General features: G+C 67.3%; 11 protein-coding genes and 1 rRNA gene. 9 read left to right on the top strand and 3 right to left on the bottom strand.

Annotation, left to right across the window (positions count from 1 at the left end; genetic code table 11):
- The 5 genes from rrf to G7Z99_RS19185 form a co-directional block, all read left to right on the top strand.
- A 5S ribosomal RNA gene (gene rrf, locus G7Z99_RS20315) occupies nt 1–77 on the top strand; the annotation flags it as partial.
- 127 nt (nt 78–204) lie between these two features.
- Nucleotides 205–3684, top strand: coding sequence for an exodeoxyribonuclease V subunit gamma (gene recC / locus G7Z99_RS19200; protein ID WP_181096648.1), 3480 nt, complete (start codon nt 205–207; stop codon nt 3682–3684).
- The gene (gene recB, locus G7Z99_RS19195) at nt 3681–7358 is read left to right on the top strand and encodes an exodeoxyribonuclease V subunit beta (RefSeq protein ID WP_181096646.1); all 3678 of its coding nucleotides are present in this window, start codon (nt 3681–3683) and stop codon (nt 7356–7358) included. Before recC ends, recB begins: the two co-directional genes overlap by 4 nt.
- The gene (recD, locus tag G7Z99_RS19190) at nt 7355–9430 is read left to right on the top strand and encodes an exodeoxyribonuclease V subunit alpha (protein ID WP_181096644.1); all 2076 of its coding nucleotides are present in this window, start codon (nt 7355–7357) and stop codon (nt 9428–9430) included. Before recB ends, recD begins: the two co-directional genes overlap by 4 nt.
- 72 nt (nt 9431–9502) lie before the next feature.
- Nucleotides 9503–9805: a helix-turn-helix domain-containing transcriptional regulator gene (locus tag G7Z99_RS19185; RefSeq protein ID WP_181096642.1), complete on the top strand. Its 303-nt coding sequence runs from the start codon at nt 9503–9505 to the stop codon at nt 9803–9805.
- A gap of 46 nt (nt 9806–9851) precedes the next feature.
- Here G7Z99_RS19185 and G7Z99_RS19180 read toward each other — a convergent pair whose 3' ends face one another.
- On the bottom strand, nt 9852–10802 hold the full coding sequence (locus G7Z99_RS19180; RefSeq protein ID WP_181096640.1) for a LysR family transcriptional regulator: 951 nt from the start codon (nt 10800–10802) through the stop codon (nt 9852–9854).
- A gap of 134 nt (nt 10803–10936) precedes the next feature.
- On the opposite strand from G7Z99_RS19180, the gene G7Z99_RS19175 reads away from it, so the two are divergent.
- Together G7Z99_RS19175 and mmsB are read left to right on the top strand one after the other, a co-directional pair.
- Entirely contained in the window at nt 10937–12460 is a 1524-nt protein-coding gene (locus tag G7Z99_RS19175; RefSeq protein ID WP_181096638.1) for a CoA-acylating methylmalonate-semialdehyde dehydrogenase, read from the top strand.
- Nucleotides 12461–12470: 10 nt separating this feature from the next.
- On the top strand, nt 12471–13358 hold the full coding sequence (mmsB, locus tag G7Z99_RS19170) for a 3-hydroxyisobutyrate dehydrogenase (protein WP_181096636.1): 888 nt from the start codon (nt 12471–12473) through the stop codon (nt 13356–13358).
- 40 nt (nt 13359–13398) lie between these two features.
- Here mmsB and G7Z99_RS19165 read toward each other — a convergent pair whose 3' ends face one another.
- Nucleotides 13399–13743, bottom strand: a complete 345-nt coding sequence (locus G7Z99_RS19165; RefSeq protein ID WP_060392518.1) for a cupin domain-containing protein — start codon at nt 13741–13743, stop codon at nt 13399–13401.
- 182 nt (nt 13744–13925) lie between these two features.
- Between G7Z99_RS19165 and G7Z99_RS19160 the strand changes: the two genes are divergently transcribed.
- Nucleotides 13926–14690, top strand: a complete 765-nt coding sequence (locus G7Z99_RS19160; RefSeq protein ID WP_181096650.1) for a sulfite exporter TauE/SafE family protein — start codon at nt 13926–13928, stop codon at nt 14688–14690.
- Here G7Z99_RS19160 and G7Z99_RS19155 read toward each other — a convergent pair.
- Nucleotides 14680–14859: a hypothetical protein gene (locus G7Z99_RS19155; RefSeq protein WP_181096634.1), complete on the bottom strand. Its 180-nt coding sequence runs from the start codon at nt 14857–14859 to the stop codon at nt 14680–14682. The two genes, G7Z99_RS19160 and G7Z99_RS19155, sit on opposite strands and share 11 nt — an antisense overlap.
- Between G7Z99_RS19155 and ggt the strand changes: the two genes are divergently transcribed.
- Nucleotides 14846–16513, top strand: coding sequence for a gamma-glutamyltransferase (ggt, locus tag G7Z99_RS19150; protein WP_181096632.1), 1668 nt, complete (start codon nt 14846–14848; stop codon nt 16511–16513). The genes G7Z99_RS19155 and ggt overlap by 14 nt on opposite strands.
- The last annotated feature ends 251 nt before the right edge of the window (nt 16514–16764 follow it).

Raw genomic sequence — 16764 nt, 5'->3', positions numbered from 1 at the left:
CCGAACTCAGCAGTGAAACGATGCATCGCCGATGGTAGTGTGGGGTTTCCCCATGTGAGAGTAGGTCATCGCCAAGATTCATTTCGCAAAACCCCTATCTGCGCATGCAGGTAGGGGTTTTGTCTTTTCTGCGCGTAGAAAAACGCCACGCAGCCCCCATGGTAAGGTTTCTCTTTCGACCGTCTGTTTCACCAGGATGACCCCATGCCCACCACCGTCCGCCCGCAACCTGGCTTCATGATTGTCCACGGCAACCGGCTGGACGACCTGCGCAGCCTGGTCGTCAGCTGGATGCGCCGGATGCCGCTTGCTCCTTTGGAAAACGAAGTGGCCCTGGTGCAAAGCAACGGGATCGCCCAGTGGTTGAAGCTGGCCCTTGCCGAAGACCCGCTGGACGATGACCAAGGCGGTTGTGGCATCGCGGCCGCCATCGATGTCCAACTGCCAGGCAGTTTCATCTGGCAGTTGTACCGCAAGGTCATGGGCCGTGAAGAGATCCCCGAAGTCTCGATGCTCGACAAGGCACCGCTCACCTGGCGGCTCATGCGGTTACTGCCGGCGTTGATCGAGCGACCGCATTTCGAGCCCCTGCGTCGCTTCCTGACCGACGACGATGACCTGCGCAAGCGTTACCAACTGGCCGAGCGCCTGGCCGACCTGTTCGACCAATACCAGGTCTACCGCGCCGACTGGCTCGACGACTGGTCCAAAGGCAACCACGTCCTGCACACCGCACGCGACGAGCGCAAACCCTTGCCACCTGGGAACTGCTGGCAGGCCGAACTGTGGAAGGCGTTGCTCGACGATGTCGGCGAACGGGGCATGGCGCAGAGCCGTGCCGGGGTCCACCTCCGGTTCATGCAGCGCATGCAGACCCTGGAGTCACCCCCCCGAGGCCTGCCTGCGCGCGTCATCGTGTTCGGTATCTCATCCTTGCCCGGCCAGGTGCTCGAAGCGCTCGCCGCACTCTCGCGTTTCAGTCAAGTACTGCTGTGCGTGCACAACCCCTGTCGCCATCACTGGGCCGACATCGTCGCTGACAAGGATCTGCTGCGTCACCACTACAAGCGCCAGCAGCGCAAGCAGGGCATGCCCCGGGACCTCGACCCCGAGGTCATGCACCAGCACGCCCATCCCCTGCTCGCGGCGTGGGGCAAGCAGGGCCGCGACTACATCAGCCTGCTCGACAGCCACGATGACCCCAGTGTGTACCAGGGCATCTTCAGCGAAGGCCGCATCGACCTGTTCAGCGAAGCGCAGACCCGGACACTGCTGGGCCAGGTGCAGGACGACATTCTCGAACTGCGCCCCCTAGCCGAGACCCGCGCGCTTTGGCCAGCCGTCGACCCTGGCCGTGATACGTCCATCCGCTTTCATGTGGCCCACAGCCCCCAGCGCGAAGTGGAGATCCTGCACGATCAATTGCTGGACGCCTTCAGCCACGACGCCACGCTGCGCCCGCGTGACATCATCGTCATGCTGCCGGACATCAACACCTACGCGCCCCATGTGCGCGCAGTCTTCGGCCAGATCGACCGCACCGACCCTCGCTACATCCCCTTCACCCTGACCGACCAAGGCCAGCGCGGCCGCGACCCGCTGCTGATCGCCCTCGAACACCTGCTCAAGCTGCCCGACAGCCGCTTTGCGGTCAGCGAGGTGCTGGACCTGCTGGACGTACCGGCCCTGCGCGCGCGTTTCGGTATCCAGGAAGCCGACCTGCCGACCTTGCACCGCTGGATCGAAGGCGCCGGCATTCGCTGGGGGCTGGATGCGCCGCAGCGGGCATCGCTCGGCCTGCCGGAAGGGTTGGAGCAGAACAGTTGGCGCTTCGGCCTGCGGCGAATGCTGCTGGGCTATGCCGTCGGCAATGGGGAAGGGTGGGGCGACATCGAGCCGTTCGATGAAGTCGGCGGGCTCGACGCGACCTTGATCGGCCCGCTGGTGGCCGTGCTCGATGCCCTGGACGTGGCCCTGTACAGCCTCTCGCAACCCGCCACGGCCACCGAATGGGGCGAGCGGTTGAACGCGTTGCTGCAGGTGTTCTTCCTGGCCCAGGACGAACACGACGATTACCTGCTGGTGCAATTGCAGACCCTGCGCGAAACCTGGCTCCAGACCTGCGAATCGGTCGGCCTGCAGGATGAGCTGCCCCTGACCGTCGTACGCGAAGCCTGGCTGGCCGGGCTCGACGACGGCAAGCTGTCGCAGCGCTTCCTGGCCGGCTCGGTGAATTTCTGCACGCTCATGCCCATGCGGGCGATTCCGTTCCGCATCGTCTGCCTGCTGGGCATGAACGATGGCGATTACCCACGTGCCCAGCCACCACTGGATTTCGACCTGATGGCGTCGGACTACCGCCCCGGGGACCGATCGCGCCGGGAGGACGATCGCTACCTGCTGCTCGAAGCCCTGCTTTCGGCCCAGGAACGCCTGTACGTGAGCTGGGTCGGTCGCAGCATTCGCGACAACAGCGAGCGGCCGGCCTCGGTCCTGATCGGGCAGTTGCGCGATCATCTGGCCAGCGGCTGGCAACTGGCGTCGGCTGCGCCCGACGCGCGTGAAGACAGCGGCACCCAGCTGGTCGAGGCCCTGACCCAGGAGCACCCACTGCAACCGTTCAGCCGACGCTATTACCAGAAGGACGGTGCGCTGTTCAGCTTCGCCCAGGAATGGCACGCATTGCACCGCTCGGAGGCCGCCGCTCCGCGACCGGCCGATACGCTCGACGCCCACATCAGTGACGAGCCATTGAGCCTGGCGCAGTTGCAGGACTTCCTGCGTCACCCGGTCCGGCACTTCTTCAGCCAGCGCCTGAAAGTGTTCTTCGAGACGTTCGAAGACCCGATCGCCGACGAGGAACCCTTCACCTTGGACGCCCTGCAGCGCTACGTACTCAGCGACACGCTCCTGAACGCCGCGCTGATCGACCCGGCCCGTGCCGAACAGGTGCTCGAGCGCGGGGCCAGGCGGCTGCAGGCCAGCGGATTGCTCCCGCTGGCCGGCTTTGGCGAGTGCCTGCAAACCGAACTGGTCGAACCGTTGCCCGGCATCCTGCACCGCTATCGCCAGTTGCTGCAGCGCTGGCCCCAGGAAATCCAGCAGGCCCTGCCGCTTCGTTTCAGTCACGCCGGGCTGCGCCTCGAGGGTTGGCTGGGGCGTGCCTACCAGGCCGTGGACGGTAGCCTGCTGAGCATCAGCACGGTGCCCAACACCCTGCAGGCCGGCAAGGCCACCTTGAAATGGCATCGCCTGATCGCCACCTGGACGCTGCACCTGGCTGCCGCGGCCTCGGGCCTGCGCCTGCACAGTGCCGTGGTGGCTGCCGACATCACCCTGTTGCTGGCGCCCTTGCCGGCCGAGCACGCCCGTGCCTGGCTCGCAGACGTGTTGCTTGCGCGCCAGGCCGGCATGAGCGCGCCGCTGCCGGTCGCCGCCAAGACCGCCTTCGCCTGGCTGGCCCAGGAAGACCCGGACAAGGCCTGGGCGGCTGCGGCCAAGGCGTACGAAGGCGATGGCCAGAACAGTGACGGCGAGCGTGCCGAACACCTGGCCCTGTCACGGCAGTTCCCGAATTTCGCCGCGCTGACCGACGATGAAACCTTCACCGGTTGGTGCCAGACCCTGTACGAACCGCTCTACACCGCCGCTTGGCAAACCTTCGGCAAGGATGACATGGCATGACCCAGGCACGCCCCCTGGCCTTGCGCTTCCCCCTGCACGGCAGCCAGCTGATCGAAGCGAGCGCAGGCACCGGCAAGACCTTCACCCTGTCTGCACTCTACCTGCGCCTGGTCCTGGGCCATGGCGGCGAGCAAGGGTTCACCGGCGAGCTGTTGCCGCCGCAGATCCTCGTGGTGACCTTCACCGACGCGGCGACCAAGGAGTTGCGCGAGCGCATCCGGACGCGCCTGGCCGAAGCGGCGCGGTTCTTTCGCGGTGACGTGTCGGACGCCGACCCGTTGCTGCGCCAATTGCGCGACGACTATCCCGAAGACACCTGGCCACGCTGCGCCAGCCGCCTGGAAATCGCCGTGCAGTGGATGGACGAGGCGGCCATCTCGACGATTCACGGCTGGTGCCAGCGCATGCTGCGCGAGCATGCCTTCGACAGTGGCAGCCTGTTCACCCAGAACCTGGAAACCGACCACAGCGAACTGCTAGCCCAGGTCATGCGCGATTACTGGCGCCGCTTCTGCTACGCCATGAGCGGCGAGGCCCTGGCGTGGGTGCGTGGTCACTGGGTCAGCCCGGAAGCCTTGCTGGGCAAGGTCCGTCCGTTGTTCGGCCGGCGCAGCATCGACAGCCGCGAGCAGGAGCCGCAGCAACTGATCGATGCCGTCCTGCGCCAGCGCGCCGAGCAACTGGCGGCGCTCAAGGCGCCGTGGGCACAGTGGGCCGACGAGCTGCTGCAGATCTGCCGCGACGCCATCGCCGCCAAGCAGGTCAACGGCAAGCTGCAGGCGCGCTACGTCGAGCCGTGGTTCGAGAAGCTCAAGCACTGGGCGGGCGACGAGCACGCCGTGGAGCTCGACCTCAAGACCGGCTTCACCCGCCTGACCCGCGAAGGCCTGGCCGAAGCCTGGAAAAGTGGCACGCCCCCGCAGCACCCTGGCCTGGAAGCCATGGAAACCCTGGCCGCGCAACTCGAACGCCTGCCGGCGCCCGATGCCTGCCTGCTGGAGCATGCCGCCGCGTGGGTCATCCAGCGGTTCGAGGCGGAGAAGCGTCGGCGCGCCGAGATGGGCTTCGACGACATGCTGCTGCGCCTGCACCAGGCCTTGCAGGGCGAGGCGGGCGAGCGGCTGGCCGGGCTGATCCGCGAGCAGTTTCCGGTGGCCATGATCGACGAGTTCCAGGACACCGACCCGGTGCAGTACGGCATCTTCGAGCGCATCTATCACATCGCCGACAACTGCCCGGCCACTGGCCTGTTCATGATCGGCGACCCCAAGCAGGCGATCTATGCCTTTCGGGGCGCCGACATCCACACCTACCTGGCTGCGCGCCTGGCCACCACCGGTCGACTGCACAGCCTGGACACCAACTTCCGTTCCAGCCAGGCGATGGTCGGCGCGGTCAATCGGGTGTTCCAGCAGGCCGAGCAGCGCGAGCAGGGGCGTGGTGCCTTCCTGTTCCGCCACGGCGCCTCCAACCCGCTGCCGTTCGTCGAAGTCCACGCCAAGGGGCGCGACGAACGCTGGGTGATCGACGGGCAGGGCACACCCGCCCTGCACCTGTGGCACCTCGACAGCGACGAGCCGGTGTCAGGTACCCAGTACCGCCAGGCCATGGCCGCCAGTTGCGCCAGCCACGTCGTGTCGTTGCTGACCGGCGCCTTGGCCGGGCGCACCGGCTTCGAGACGGCCGATGGCACGCTCAGGCCCTGCCAGCCTTCGGACATCGCCATCTTGGTGCGTGACGGGCGCGAAGCGCAGATCGTGCGCGAACAGCTGGCCGCGCGCGACGTGCGCAGCGTCTACCTGTCGGACAAGGACTCGGTGTTCGCTGCCCAGGAAGCTCGCGACCTGCTGGCCTGGCTCAAGGCCTGCGCCGAACCGGACGTCGAGCGCCTGCTCAAGGCCGCCCTCGCCAGCCCGACCTTGAACCTGGGCCTGGAGGCCCTGGAAGCGCTCAACCGTGACGAGCGGATCTGGGAGCGTTGGGTCATGCAGTTCCGCCAGTACCGCACCCTGTGGCGCCTGCAAGGGGTGCTGCCGATGTTGCGCCGGCTGCTGCACGACTTCGCCCTGCCGCGCACGCTGTTCGGCCGCAGCGATGGCGAGCGTGTGCTGACCAACCTGCTGCACCTGGCCGAGCTCCTGCAGCAGGCGGCCACCGAGCTGGATGGCGAGCAGGCGCTGATCCGCCACCTCGCCGAGCAGTTGGTCAACTCAGGGCAGGCTGGTGAAGAGCAGATCCTGCGCCTGGAGAGCGACGAGCACCTGGTCAAGGTGGTGACCATCCACAAATCCAAAGGGCTGGAATACCCCTTGGTCTACCTGCCCTTCGTCTGCACCAGCAAACCGGTGGACGGTCAGCGCCTGCCGTTGGCCTGGCACGACGACGAAGGCCGCGCCCACCTCACCCTGACGCCAGACCGCGAGCAGATCGCACGCGCCGATGACGAGCGCCTGGCCGAAGACCTGCGCCTGCTCTACGTGGCCTTGACCCGTGCCCAGCACGCCTGCTGGCTGGGGGTCGCCGATCTCAAGCGCGGCGCCAGCAAGGCTTCGCGCCTGCACCTGTCGGGGATCGGCTACCTGCTGGGCGGCGGCGCGCCCTTGCCGTCGTCCGCCGCGTTGGCTGGCTGGCTGGCGGACCTGCGCGGCGAGATCGAGGCGATCACCGTCATGGCGCCGCCAGCGGCAGACACGCGCCGCTATGCCGGCCGCGCGCAGCACAGCGAAGTGGCCGGCGCACGCCGTCCGCGCCGGCATGCGGCCGAAGCCTGGTGGATCGCCTCTTACAGCGCCTTGCGCGTCGGCACTCAGGCGCTCGACCTGACCGCCGACACGTCGCTCGCCCAGCAGTTGCTCGACGATGAACGGGCCGACGTGCAGCCACGCAGTGTGGCGGCCGACAGTGGCGACATCCATCGCTTCCCGCGTGGGCCCAACCCCGGCACCTTCCTCCATGGTTTGCTGGAGTGGGCTGGTCGGCAGGGCTTCGCCGAGGTCAGCGCCGACCCCGAGCAGATCGAGCGCACCGTCGGCCAGCGCTGCAACCGGCGCGACTGGACCGGCTGGATCCCGACCCTGACCCACTGGTTGCAGCGTCTGCTGGTGCAGCCCATGCCGCTGGGGCCCGACCAGGCTCCCGTGGCGCTGAGCGCGCTGACCCAGTACCAGATCGAGATGGAGTTCTGGTTCGCCAGCCATCAGGTCGAGGTGTCGACCCTGGATTACCTGGTCGGCCAGCACGTGCACGCCGGCAGGCCCCGCCTGGCCCTCGAGTCGTCACGGCTCAATGGCATGTTCAAGGGCTTCATTGACCTGGCCTTCGAGCACGCGGGCCAGTACTACGTGGTCGACTACAAGTCCAACTGGCTCGGCCCCGACGCCGATGCCTACAGCCGGGCGGCGATGGAGCAGGCCGTGCTCGAGCACCGCTACGACCTGCAGTACGTGCTCTACCTGCTGGCGCTGCACCGTCAGCTGCGGGCCCGGCTGCCGGACTACGACTACGAGCGGGACATCGGCGGCGCGATCTTCCTGTTCGTCCGGGGCCTGGACGCCCCGAGCCAGGGCGTGTATTTCGTCAAGCCACCGCGCGCCTTGATCGAGCAGCTGGACGCGCTGTTCCGCGGGGTCTCTCGCCCTCACCAGACCGATCTGTTCCAGGATGACTTGCCATGAAGCGCACCCTGAGCGACCTGCTCCCCACCCCGCTGCAAGCCGCGCACCTGGCTGCCCTGGCGCCGCTGCAGCGCAGCGAGGACCTGCTGGTGCTGCTCGATCGCTGGGTCGAGCGTGGCTGGCTGCGGCCCCTGGACCGTGCCTTCGTCGGCTTCTTGGCCACCCTCGAACCTGGCTGCGACCCGTTGGTGCTGCTGGCCGCAGCCCTGGCCAGCCATCAGCTGGGTCATGGGCACGTCTGCCTGGACCTGCCCCAGACCCTGGAAGAACCCGACTTCGCCCTGTCACTGCCACCGGAAGGCGATGCCCTGGCCGGTCCCCTGCTGTTGCCATCGCAACTGCTCGGCACGCTGGACGCGGCGACCTGGCTGCAGCGCTTGCGCGGCAGCGCCCTGGTGGCCGAAGGCGACGCCCCCGCGCACGGTGAGCGGCCGCTGGTGGTGCGCCACCAGCGCTTGTACCTGCGGCGCTACTGGCGCTACGAGCGCCGCATCGACCAGGCCTTGCGCGAACGCCTGCGCGCCGAGGAGCAGTTGCCACCCCGGTTGGCCGTCGACCTGGCGCGCCTGTTCGCCGACGGCGCGCCAGCGGGGCAGATCGACTGGCAGAAGCTGGCCTGCGCCCTGGCCACCCGGGCTGCGTTCAGCATCATCACCGGCGGCCCGGGCACGGGCAAGACCACCACGGTGGTGCGGTTGCTGGCCCTGCTGCAAACCCCGGCGGTCGAGCAAGGCCGGCCCTTGCGCATCCGCCTGGCAGCACCGACAGGCAAGGCGGCGGCGCGTCTGACCGAGTCCATTGGTCAGCAGGTCGAGCGCCTGGACGTCGACGCAGCGGTGCGCGAGCACATCCCCACCGACGTCAGCACCGTGCACCGGTTGCTGGGCAGCCGGCCAGGGTCGCGGCATTTCCGGCACCATGCCGGCAACCGTCTGCCCCTGGACGTGCTGGTGGTCGACGAAGCCTCGATGATCGACCTGGAAATGATGGCCAACCTGCTCGAAGCCCTGCCGCCCCAGGCTCGCCTGGTGCTGCTCGGCGACAAGGACCAGCTCGCCTCCGTGGAAGCCGGCGCGGTGCTGGGCGATCTGTGCCGGGAAGCCGAAGCGGGGTTCTATTCGCCCGCCACCCTCGACTGGTTGCAACAGGTCAGTGGCGAGCCCCTGAGCCAGGCGGGCCTGCAGGTCGGCAGCGCCGAGCGGCACCCGCTGGCGCAGCAACTGGTGATGCTGCGCCATTCCCGGCGCTTTGGCGAAGGCAGCGGCATCGGCCAGCTGGCCCGTTGCGTCAACCGCCAACAGGCCGAGCCGGCACGCGCGCTGCTCACCCAGGGCGCGCATGACCTGTTTTGCCTGACCGTGCGCGGCGAACAGGACCGCGCCTTCGACCGCCTGCTGCTCGACGGCCTCGAGCAGGGCCCGGACGGGCCACAGGGCTACCGCCTGTACCTGAACCAGTTGAGCCGCAAGCGTCCCCCATTGAACACACCCTGGGACGATCCGCGTTGGACGGCCTGGGCTGGCGAGGTGCTGCACCAGTTCGAGAGCTTCCAGTTGCTGTGCGCGGTCAGGCGCGGCCCCTGGGGTGTCGAAGGCCTCAACCAGCGGGTCGCGGCCGTGCTGCACCGCGCCGGGCTGATCGATCATCAGCAGCAATGGTACGAAGGTCGGCCCGTGCTGGTGACCCGCAACGACTACGGCCTGGGCTTGATGAACGGCGACATCGGCATCGCCCTGCGCCTGCCCGACGAGCAGGGCGAGCCCACCTTGCGCGTGGCGTTCGCCCGCAACGACGGGCAGGGCGGCATTCGTTTCGTGCTGCCCAGCCGCCTCAACGACGTCGAGACCGTGTTCGCCATGACCGTGCACAAGTCCCAAGGCTCGGAGTTCGCGCACACCGCCCTGGTGCTGCCCGACGTGCTCAACCCGGTGCTGACCAAGGAACTGGTCTATACCGGAATCACCCGCGCCAAGCAGTGCTTCAGCCTGATCGAGCCGCGCCAGGGCATCTTCGAAGAGGCCGTGACCCGCAAGGTCAGGCGCATTTCCGGGTTGATGCTGGAGCAGTGCTGACGCCGGACGCGTGCGGGGCATGCCGCCAGGTCGACCCGTCCTGGCGCCACGACAGAGGAGCAACAGACGACGATGAGCGAACGCCTTTACCCGTACGACCCCGCCGAGGCGCTGGAAACACCCGAGGCAATGGCTGTGTTTCTGTCCGATGCGTTGGAGGCCCAGGATGACGCTCACCTGATCCGTGCCCTGGACGTCGTGGCGCAGGCCAAGGCCCGGCAAGGCGATACGCCGGCAGCCGAGGCCGTACAGGCCGTCCTGGCGCAGGTGTCCGCCGAGGCCGGGCTATCGCTGGAGACGCTCCAGGCCGTGCTGCGCCCTCTGGGCATGCGACTGGCGGTCTCGGCGCACGAGGAGCAGCAAGGCCTGGGCTAGCGAGCCTCGATCACCCCGGACGATCCCGGCGCAGGCCCGGCCATCCTCATCCCTCGACGAAGCGCATCTCACGCGCCTGCCCGAGCAGCAGCGGCGCATTCAGCTCCGTCACCTGCCGGATGTAGTCCCACAACAGCGTGATCCGCTTGAGCTTCCTCAAGTCCTCCCGGCAGTACATCCAGAACTGCCGGTCGACCACCACCTCGTCCGGCAACAGCGCCACCAGCCGTGGGTCCTGCGCCGCCAGGAAACACGGCAGGATCGCCAGGCCGTGCCCCTGCAGCGTCGCGGTGTACTGGGCCACCACGCTGGTGCTGCGCAAGTGCACGTTGGCATCGGGAATCAGGTGGTTCAGGTACAGCAGCTCGGCACTGAAGGCCAGGTCATCGACGTAGCTGATGAAGCGGTGCCGGGCCAGGTCGGCGACGGAAGTGATCGGTGCATGGGCGTCCAGGTAGGCCTGGGTCGCGTACAGACGCAGCCGGTAGTCGCACAGCCGGCAGCAGACGTAGGGACCGTGTTCCGGGCGTTCGAGGGCGATGACCAGGTCGGCCTCGCGCTTGGACAGGCTGATGAAGTGCGGCAGCGGCAGGATGTCCACCGAGATGGCCGGGTACCGTTCGACGAAGTGGCTCAGCTGCGGGGTGACGAAGAAGCTGCCGAAGCCTTCGGTGCAGCCCATGCGGACATGCCCCGACAGCGCCATGCCGGAGCCGGATACCTGCTCGCAGGCCGCGTGCAGCGTGCTCTCCAAGGTCTCGGCGAAGCCCAGCAGGCGCTGCCCTTCGGCGGTGAGGGTGAAGCCGTTGGCGCGCGACTTCTCGTACAGCAGGGTTCCCAGGCTGCGCTCCAGCGACGCGATGCGCCGGGAGACGGTGGTGTAGTCGACCCCCAGGCGCTGCGCCGCGCGGCTGGCCTTGCGGGTGCGCGCCACCTCGAGGAAGAACTTCAGGTCATCCCAGTTCAGGGTGCTGAGGGCAGTAGGGTCTTTTTGCATGATCGACCGGCTTTTTTGTCAGGGCATGTCGGATATTTGCCTATCTATACTCCAAACCACCCCAGGCCCCAAGCGTTCGTGCACTGCCCGACGCCGGCCGTCACGCGCCCAGAACAACTCCAAGGAGAGCGCCCATGAATGCATCCCTGCCCGCCGAGCGGACCCAGGTCCAACAGGCCCGTCTGCTGATCGAGGGCCGCTGGGTCGAATCCCGGTCGACCGAGTGGCAAGACGTCATCAATCCCGCCACCCAGCAGGTTCTGGCCCGTGTGCCGTTCGCCACGCCCGACGAAGTCGACGCCGCCATCGACGCCGCCCAGCGCGCCTATGCCAGCTGGCGCGACACGCCGATCGGGGCGCGCATGCGCATCATGCTCAAGCTGCAGGCATTGATCCGCGAGCACAGCACCCGCATCGCCGCGACCCTGAGCGCCGAGCAGGGCAAGACCCTGGCCGACGCCGAGGGTGACATCTTCCGCGGCCTGGAAGTCGTGGAGCATGCCGCGTCGATCGGTTCGCTGCAGATGGGCGAATTCGCCGAGAACGTCGCCGGGGGCGTGGACACCTACACGCTGCGCCAGCCCATCGGCGTCTGCGCCGGCATCACGCCGTTCAACTTCCCGGCGATGATCCCGTTGTGGATGTTCCCGATGGCGATCGTCTGCGGCAACACCTTCGTGCTCAAGCCCTCCGAGCAGGACCCGTTGTCCACGCTGCTGCTGGTCGAGCTGGCCTTGGAAGCCGGCGTGCCGCCGGGGGTGCTCAACGTGGTGCATGGGGGCAAGCAGGTGGTGGACCGGCTGTGCACGCACCCCGACGTCAAGGCGGTATCGTTCGTCGGCTCCACCGCCGTCGGTACCCACGTGTACGACCTGGCCAGCCGCCATGGCAAGCGCGTGCAGTCGATGATGGGCGCGAAGAACCACGCCGTGGTGCTGCCTGATGCCAACCGCCAGCAGACCGTCAACGCATTGGTCGGCGCGGCCTTCGGCGCTGCCGGGCAACGCTGCATGGCCACCTCGGTGGCAGTGCTGGTCGGGTCGGCCCGGGACTGGCTGCCGGACCTGGTCCAGGCAGCCCGTCAGCTCACGGTCAATGCCGGCAGCGAACCAGGCACCGATGTCGGTCCCTTGATCTCGCGCAAGGCCAAGGTCCGCGTCCTGAGCCTGATCGAGAGCGGCCTGGACGAAGGCGCGGTGCTCGAACTCGACGGACGCCACGTCGAGGTGCCGGGGTACGAGCACGGCAACTTCGTCGGCCCGACGCTGTTCTCCGGCGTGACCACCGACATGCGCATCTACACCGAAGAAATCTTCGGCCCGGTGCTGGTCGTGCTGGAAGTCGACACGCTCGAGGAGGCCATCGCGCTGGTCAACCGCAACCCGTTCGGCAACGGCACCGGGTTGTTCACCCAGAGCGGCGCCGCGGCCCGGACCTTCCAGAACCGTATCGACGTCGGCCAGGTCGGCATCAACATCCCGATCCCCGTCCCGGTGCCGTTCTTCAGCTTCACCGGCTCGCGCGGCTCGAAGCTGGGTGACCTGGGGCCGTATGGCAAGCAGGTCGTGCAGTTCTACACCCAGACCAAGACGGTCACCGCACGCTGGTTCGACGACGACAGCGTCGGCGGCGTCAACACCACCATCAGCCTGCGTTGAGGAGCTCGTCATGCGTATCGCATTCATCGGCTTGGGCAACATGGGCGCACCCATGGCACGCAACCTGCTGAAGGCAGGCCATGAGCTGGCGCTGTTCGACCTCAACCAGCAGGTGCTGGGCGAGCTGGCCGAGCTCGGCGGCCAGGTGAGCGCCTCGCCCAGGGCGGCGGCCTCGGACGTCGAACTGGTCATCACCATGCTGCCGGCGGCAGCGCACGTGCGCAGTGTCTATCTGGGCGACGATGGCGTGCTGGCCGGTGTCCGCCGGGGCACGCCAGCGCTCGACTGCAGCACCATCGACCCGCAGACGGCGCGCGAGGTGTCCCAGGCCGCTGCCGCCCAGGGCGTCGACCTGGGCGATGCGCCGGTGTCCGGGGGCACCGGTGGGGCCGCCGCGGGCACCTTGACCTTCATGGTCGGCGCCAGCCCGGCCTTGTTCGCCACGCTCAAGCCGGTGCTGGAGGTGATGGGGCGCAACGTCGTGCACTGCGGCGAGGTCGGCACCGGGCAGATCGCCAAGATCTGCAACAACCTGCTGCTGGGCATTTCCATGATCGGCGTGTCGGAGGCCATGGCGCTGGGCAGCGCGCTGGGGATCGACCTGCAGGTGCTGGCCGGGATCATCAACAGCTCCACCGGGCGCTGCTGGAGTTCCGAGGCCTATAACCCGTGGCCGGGGATCGTCGAGACCGCGCCCGCGTCGCGTGGCTATACCGGCGGGTTCGGTGCCGACCTGATGCTCAAGGATCTGGGCCTGGCGACCGAGGCAGCCCGGCAGGCCAGGCAGCCGGTGATGATGGGTGCGCTGGCGCAGCAGCTGTACCAGGCCATGAGCCAGCGCGGGGAAGGGGGCAAGGACTTTTCCGCGATCATCGAAAGCTACCGCGCGCCGTCCTAGGGCCGAGCGGGTCGCCCCCGTGGGCGGCCCGTAAAGTCGATCAGGCGAAGACGAAGTACTTGCGCACGGTCTCGACCACTTCCCAGGTGCCTTTCATGCCGGGCTCGATGACGAACACGTCACCGGCCTTGAGGTGCTTGGGCGCCTCACCTTCGGGCGTGATGATGCAGTAGCCGTCGAGGAAGTGGCAGAACTCCCACTTGTCGTAGTTGACCTCGAAGGTGCCGGGCGTGCAGATCCAGGTGCCCATGATCTTGCTGCCGTCCTGCGACTGGTAGGCATTGAGGTTGACGGTGTGCGGGTCGCCGCCAATGCGCTTCCACTTGGTGGCATCGACCACCGGCGTCGGGCAGGTTTCACGCAGAACGGTGATGAAGTCGGACATGCAAGGCTCCAGCAAAGGGTTCGAAGAGCCGCCACCATAGGCCGAAGCGCTCGACCCCGGTTGTCCAGGCTCGACCCTGAGCTGTCTGTACGCGCTACAAGCGCTCGCGCAGGTGCCTGTCGCCTCGAAGGCCAGGAGCTGCCACCATGGACGCCTCTCATCGTTCGAGGCAACGGATGGCCATGTCGACGTTCACGCTGCTGTATCACGACCTGGGGGTTGCCCTGTCCGTGCTGGTGGTCGGCACGTTCGTGCTGGCCGGGATGGTCAAGGGCGTCATCGGGCTCGGCTTGCCGACCGTCGCCATGGGGCTGCTGGGCCTGGCCATGCCCCCGGCGCAGGCCGCGGCCTTGCTGATCGTGCCAGCCACCGTGACCAACCTGTGGCAGCTTGCCCTGGGCGGCCACCTGCGTGCATTGCTGGGCCGGCTCTGGCCGCTGTTGGCGATGATCTTCGTCGGGACGCTGCTCGGCAGCGTCTGGCTTGGCATCGACAGCGGTCCCTGGGTCGCCCATGCCCTGGGCGGTGCGCTGCTGGTGTACGCGCTGTACGGCCTGCTGGGCCCGGCCCTGCACATCGCACCACGGCATCAAAGGTGGGCCGGCCCCCTGGTCGGCGGGGTCACCGGGGTGATCACGGCGGCGACTGGTGTGTTCGTGATGCCTGCCGTGCCCTATCTGCAGGCGCTGAACCTGCAACGGGACGAACTGGTGCAGGCACTGGGGCTGTCGTTCACCGTCTCGACCGTGGCGCTGGCCATCGGGCTGGCAGGGCAGTCGGCGCTCGACACCCAGGCAGTGGGCGCGTCCACACTGCTGCTGGCGCCTGCCGTGCTCGGCCTGTTCGTCGGGCAATGGCTGCGCCAGCGCATTCGGCCGGTCATGTTTCGGCGTTGCTTCTTCATCGGCCTGGGCGTGTTGGGCGCCCATCTGCTGATCAACGGCTGAACGACGCCGTCGCCAGCAGGTGGCGCAGCGCCAGACGCAGAACGTTCGAAGAATCCTTTGTCATAAGGCTGGGAAGTTTCCTACGCTGTAGAACGGTACTGGCCGATGCCTGTGCCGACACATGGTCCAACAAGAACGAGAACAAGGAAATCCAGATGCGAATCGTCATGTTCCAGTCCTTGGCCTTCGGTGCCGCGATCCTGGCCAGCCCGAGCCTGTTCGCTGCGACGCTGGAAGGCGGCGCGGTCGCCGCGCCCGATGAATACGCGGCCAAGGTCGCCGCCGACATCCTCAAGAAGGGCGGCAACGCGGTGGATGCCGCGGTCGCCACGGCCTTCACCCTCGCGGTCACCTACCCGGAAGCCGGCAACATCGGCGGCGGTGGCTTCATGACCCTCTACGTCGATGGCAAGCCCTACTTCCTCGACTACCGCGAGGTGGCACCCAAGGCCGCCACGCGGGACATGTACCTGGACGACAAGGGCGAGGTGGTCGAGAACCTGAGCCTGGTCGGCCCGCGCGCCGCCGGGGTACCGGGTACGGTCATGGGGCTGTGGGAGGCGCATCAGAAGTTCGGCAAGCTGCCCTGGAGCGAACTGCTCACTCCGGCCATCGGCTATGCCAAGGACGGTTTCACGATCGCCGCCAAGCAGTACCAGTACCGTGACGACGTGCAGTCGTTGTTCAAGGGCGCGACCAACTTCAACGACTACTTCGGCAGCATGAAGGTCGGCCAGACCTTCCAGCAGCCGGAGCTGGCGCAGACCCTGGAACGCATCGCCGACAAAGGCGTGAGCGAGTTCTACCAGGGCAAGACCGCCGACCTGCTGGTGGCGCAGATGCAGGCCGACAAAGGCTTGATCACCAAGCAGGACCTGGCCGACTACACGGCCGTCTGGCGCAACCCGATCGCCATCGCCTGGCGCGGCAACACCGTCTACACCGCGCCGCCACCCAGCTCGGGTGGGGTTGCCCTGGCCCAGCTGCTCGGCATCAAGGAGGACCGCGCTGCCGACTTCAAGGGCGTGGCGCACAACTCCGCGCGCTACATCCACCTGCTGGCCGAGATCGAGAAACGCGTGTTCGCCGACCGCGCCGACTACCTGGGCGACCCAGGCTTCACCAAGGTGCCGGTGGACAAGCTGATCGACAAGGCCTACCTGGCCAGCCGCGCCGCGCAGGTCAACCCCACTGCCATCTCGGCGACCGAGGGCGTTCGTCCGGGCCTGGAGTCGCACCAGACCACGCACTTCTCGATCGTCGACAAGGACGGCAACGCGGTGAGCAACACCTATACCCTGAACCTCGACTACGGCAACGGCGTGGTGGTGAAAGGGGCCGGGTTCCTGCTCAACAACGAAATGGACGACTTCAGCGCCAAGCCAGGCATGGCCAACGCCTTCGGCGTGGTGGGGGGCAATGCCAATGCCATCGCACCGGGCAAGCGCATGCTGTCCTCGATGAGCCCGACCCTGGTGACCCGCGACGGCAAGGTGACCCTGGTCCTCGGCACGCCAGGCGGCTCACGGATCTTCACCTCGATCTTCCAGGTGATGAACAACCTGTACGACTATGACATGCCTCTGGAGAAGGCCGTGGGTGCGCAACGCGTGCACCATCAGCTGCTGCCCAAGGACACGATCTACTTCGACAGCTACGCGCCGCTCACCGGTGAAGTGGCGGACGAGTTGAAGGCGATGGGGTATGTGCTGGAGGATCAGGGCTGGGAGATGGGCGACGTCCAGGCCATCCGCGTGACGGGCGAGAAGCTGGAGACGGCGTCCGATCCTCGTGGTCGTGGGGTGGGAATGGTGGTCAAGTGATCCACGGTCGGGTGTGACGCTCACCGAACGGTGAAGGCGGGGTTGCCGGTGCGAGCGTCATCGCCGGCAAGCCGGCTCCCACACCCGTAGCCACGCCACAGTCGTACAGGCCGTCGCGGGTCCATGTGGGAGATTCTATGGTAATTGCCAAGGACTCAAGCGGCTTTTGGACGATATTCCTCTCCGCTTCTGATCAGGGCAAAGACCACCCGAGCCAGCTTGCGGGCCAGCATGACCAGGACTTGGGTCTT

Source organism: Pseudomonas entomophila (assembly GCF_013523165.1).
GTDB lineage: Bacteria > Pseudomonadota > Gammaproteobacteria > Pseudomonadales > Pseudomonadaceae > Aquipseudomonas > Aquipseudomonas entomophila_A.
Note: the sequence above shows the minus strand (reverse complement) of the source record. Positions and strands in the feature narration are given on the sequence as shown.

Excerpts from the sequence above, each read along its gene's own strand:
- recC (WP_181096648.1), top strand. The coding sequence starts at position 205 with ATGCCCACCACCGTCCGCCCGCAACCTGGCTTCATGATTGTCCACGGC.
- recB (WP_181096646.1), top strand. The coding sequence starts at position 3,681 with ATGACCCAGGCACGCCCCCTGGCCTTGCGCTTCCCCCTGCACGGCAGC.
- recD (WP_181096644.1), top strand. The coding sequence starts at position 7,355 with ATGAAGCGCACCCTGAGCGACCTGCTCCCCACCCCGCTGCAAGCCGCG.
- G7Z99_RS19185 (WP_181096642.1), top strand. The coding sequence starts at position 9,503 with ATGAGCGAACGCCTTTACCCGTACGACCCCGCCGAGGCGCTGGAAACA.
- G7Z99_RS19180 (WP_181096640.1), bottom strand. The coding sequence starts at position 10,802 with ATGCAAAAAGACCCTACTGCCCTCAGCACCCTGAACTGGGATGACCTG.
- G7Z99_RS19175 (WP_181096638.1), top strand. The coding sequence starts at position 10,937 with ATGAATGCATCCCTGCCCGCCGAGCGGACCCAGGTCCAACAGGCCCGT.
- mmsB (WP_181096636.1), top strand. The coding sequence starts at position 12,471 with ATGCGTATCGCATTCATCGGCTTGGGCAACATGGGCGCACCCATGGCA.
- G7Z99_RS19165 (WP_060392518.1), bottom strand. The coding sequence starts at position 13,743 with ATGTCCGACTTCATCACCGTTCTGCGTGAAACCTGCCCGACGCCGGTG.
- G7Z99_RS19160 (WP_181096650.1), top strand. The coding sequence starts at position 13,926 with ATGTCGACGTTCACGCTGCTGTATCACGACCTGGGGGTTGCCCTGTCC.
- ggt (WP_181096632.1), top strand. The coding sequence starts at position 14,846 with ATGCGAATCGTCATGTTCCAGTCCTTGGCCTTCGGTGCCGCGATCCTG.
- G7Z99_RS19155 (WP_181096634.1), bottom strand. The coding sequence starts at position 14,859 with ATGACGATTCGCATCTGGATTTCCTTGTTCTCGTTCTTGTTGGACCAT.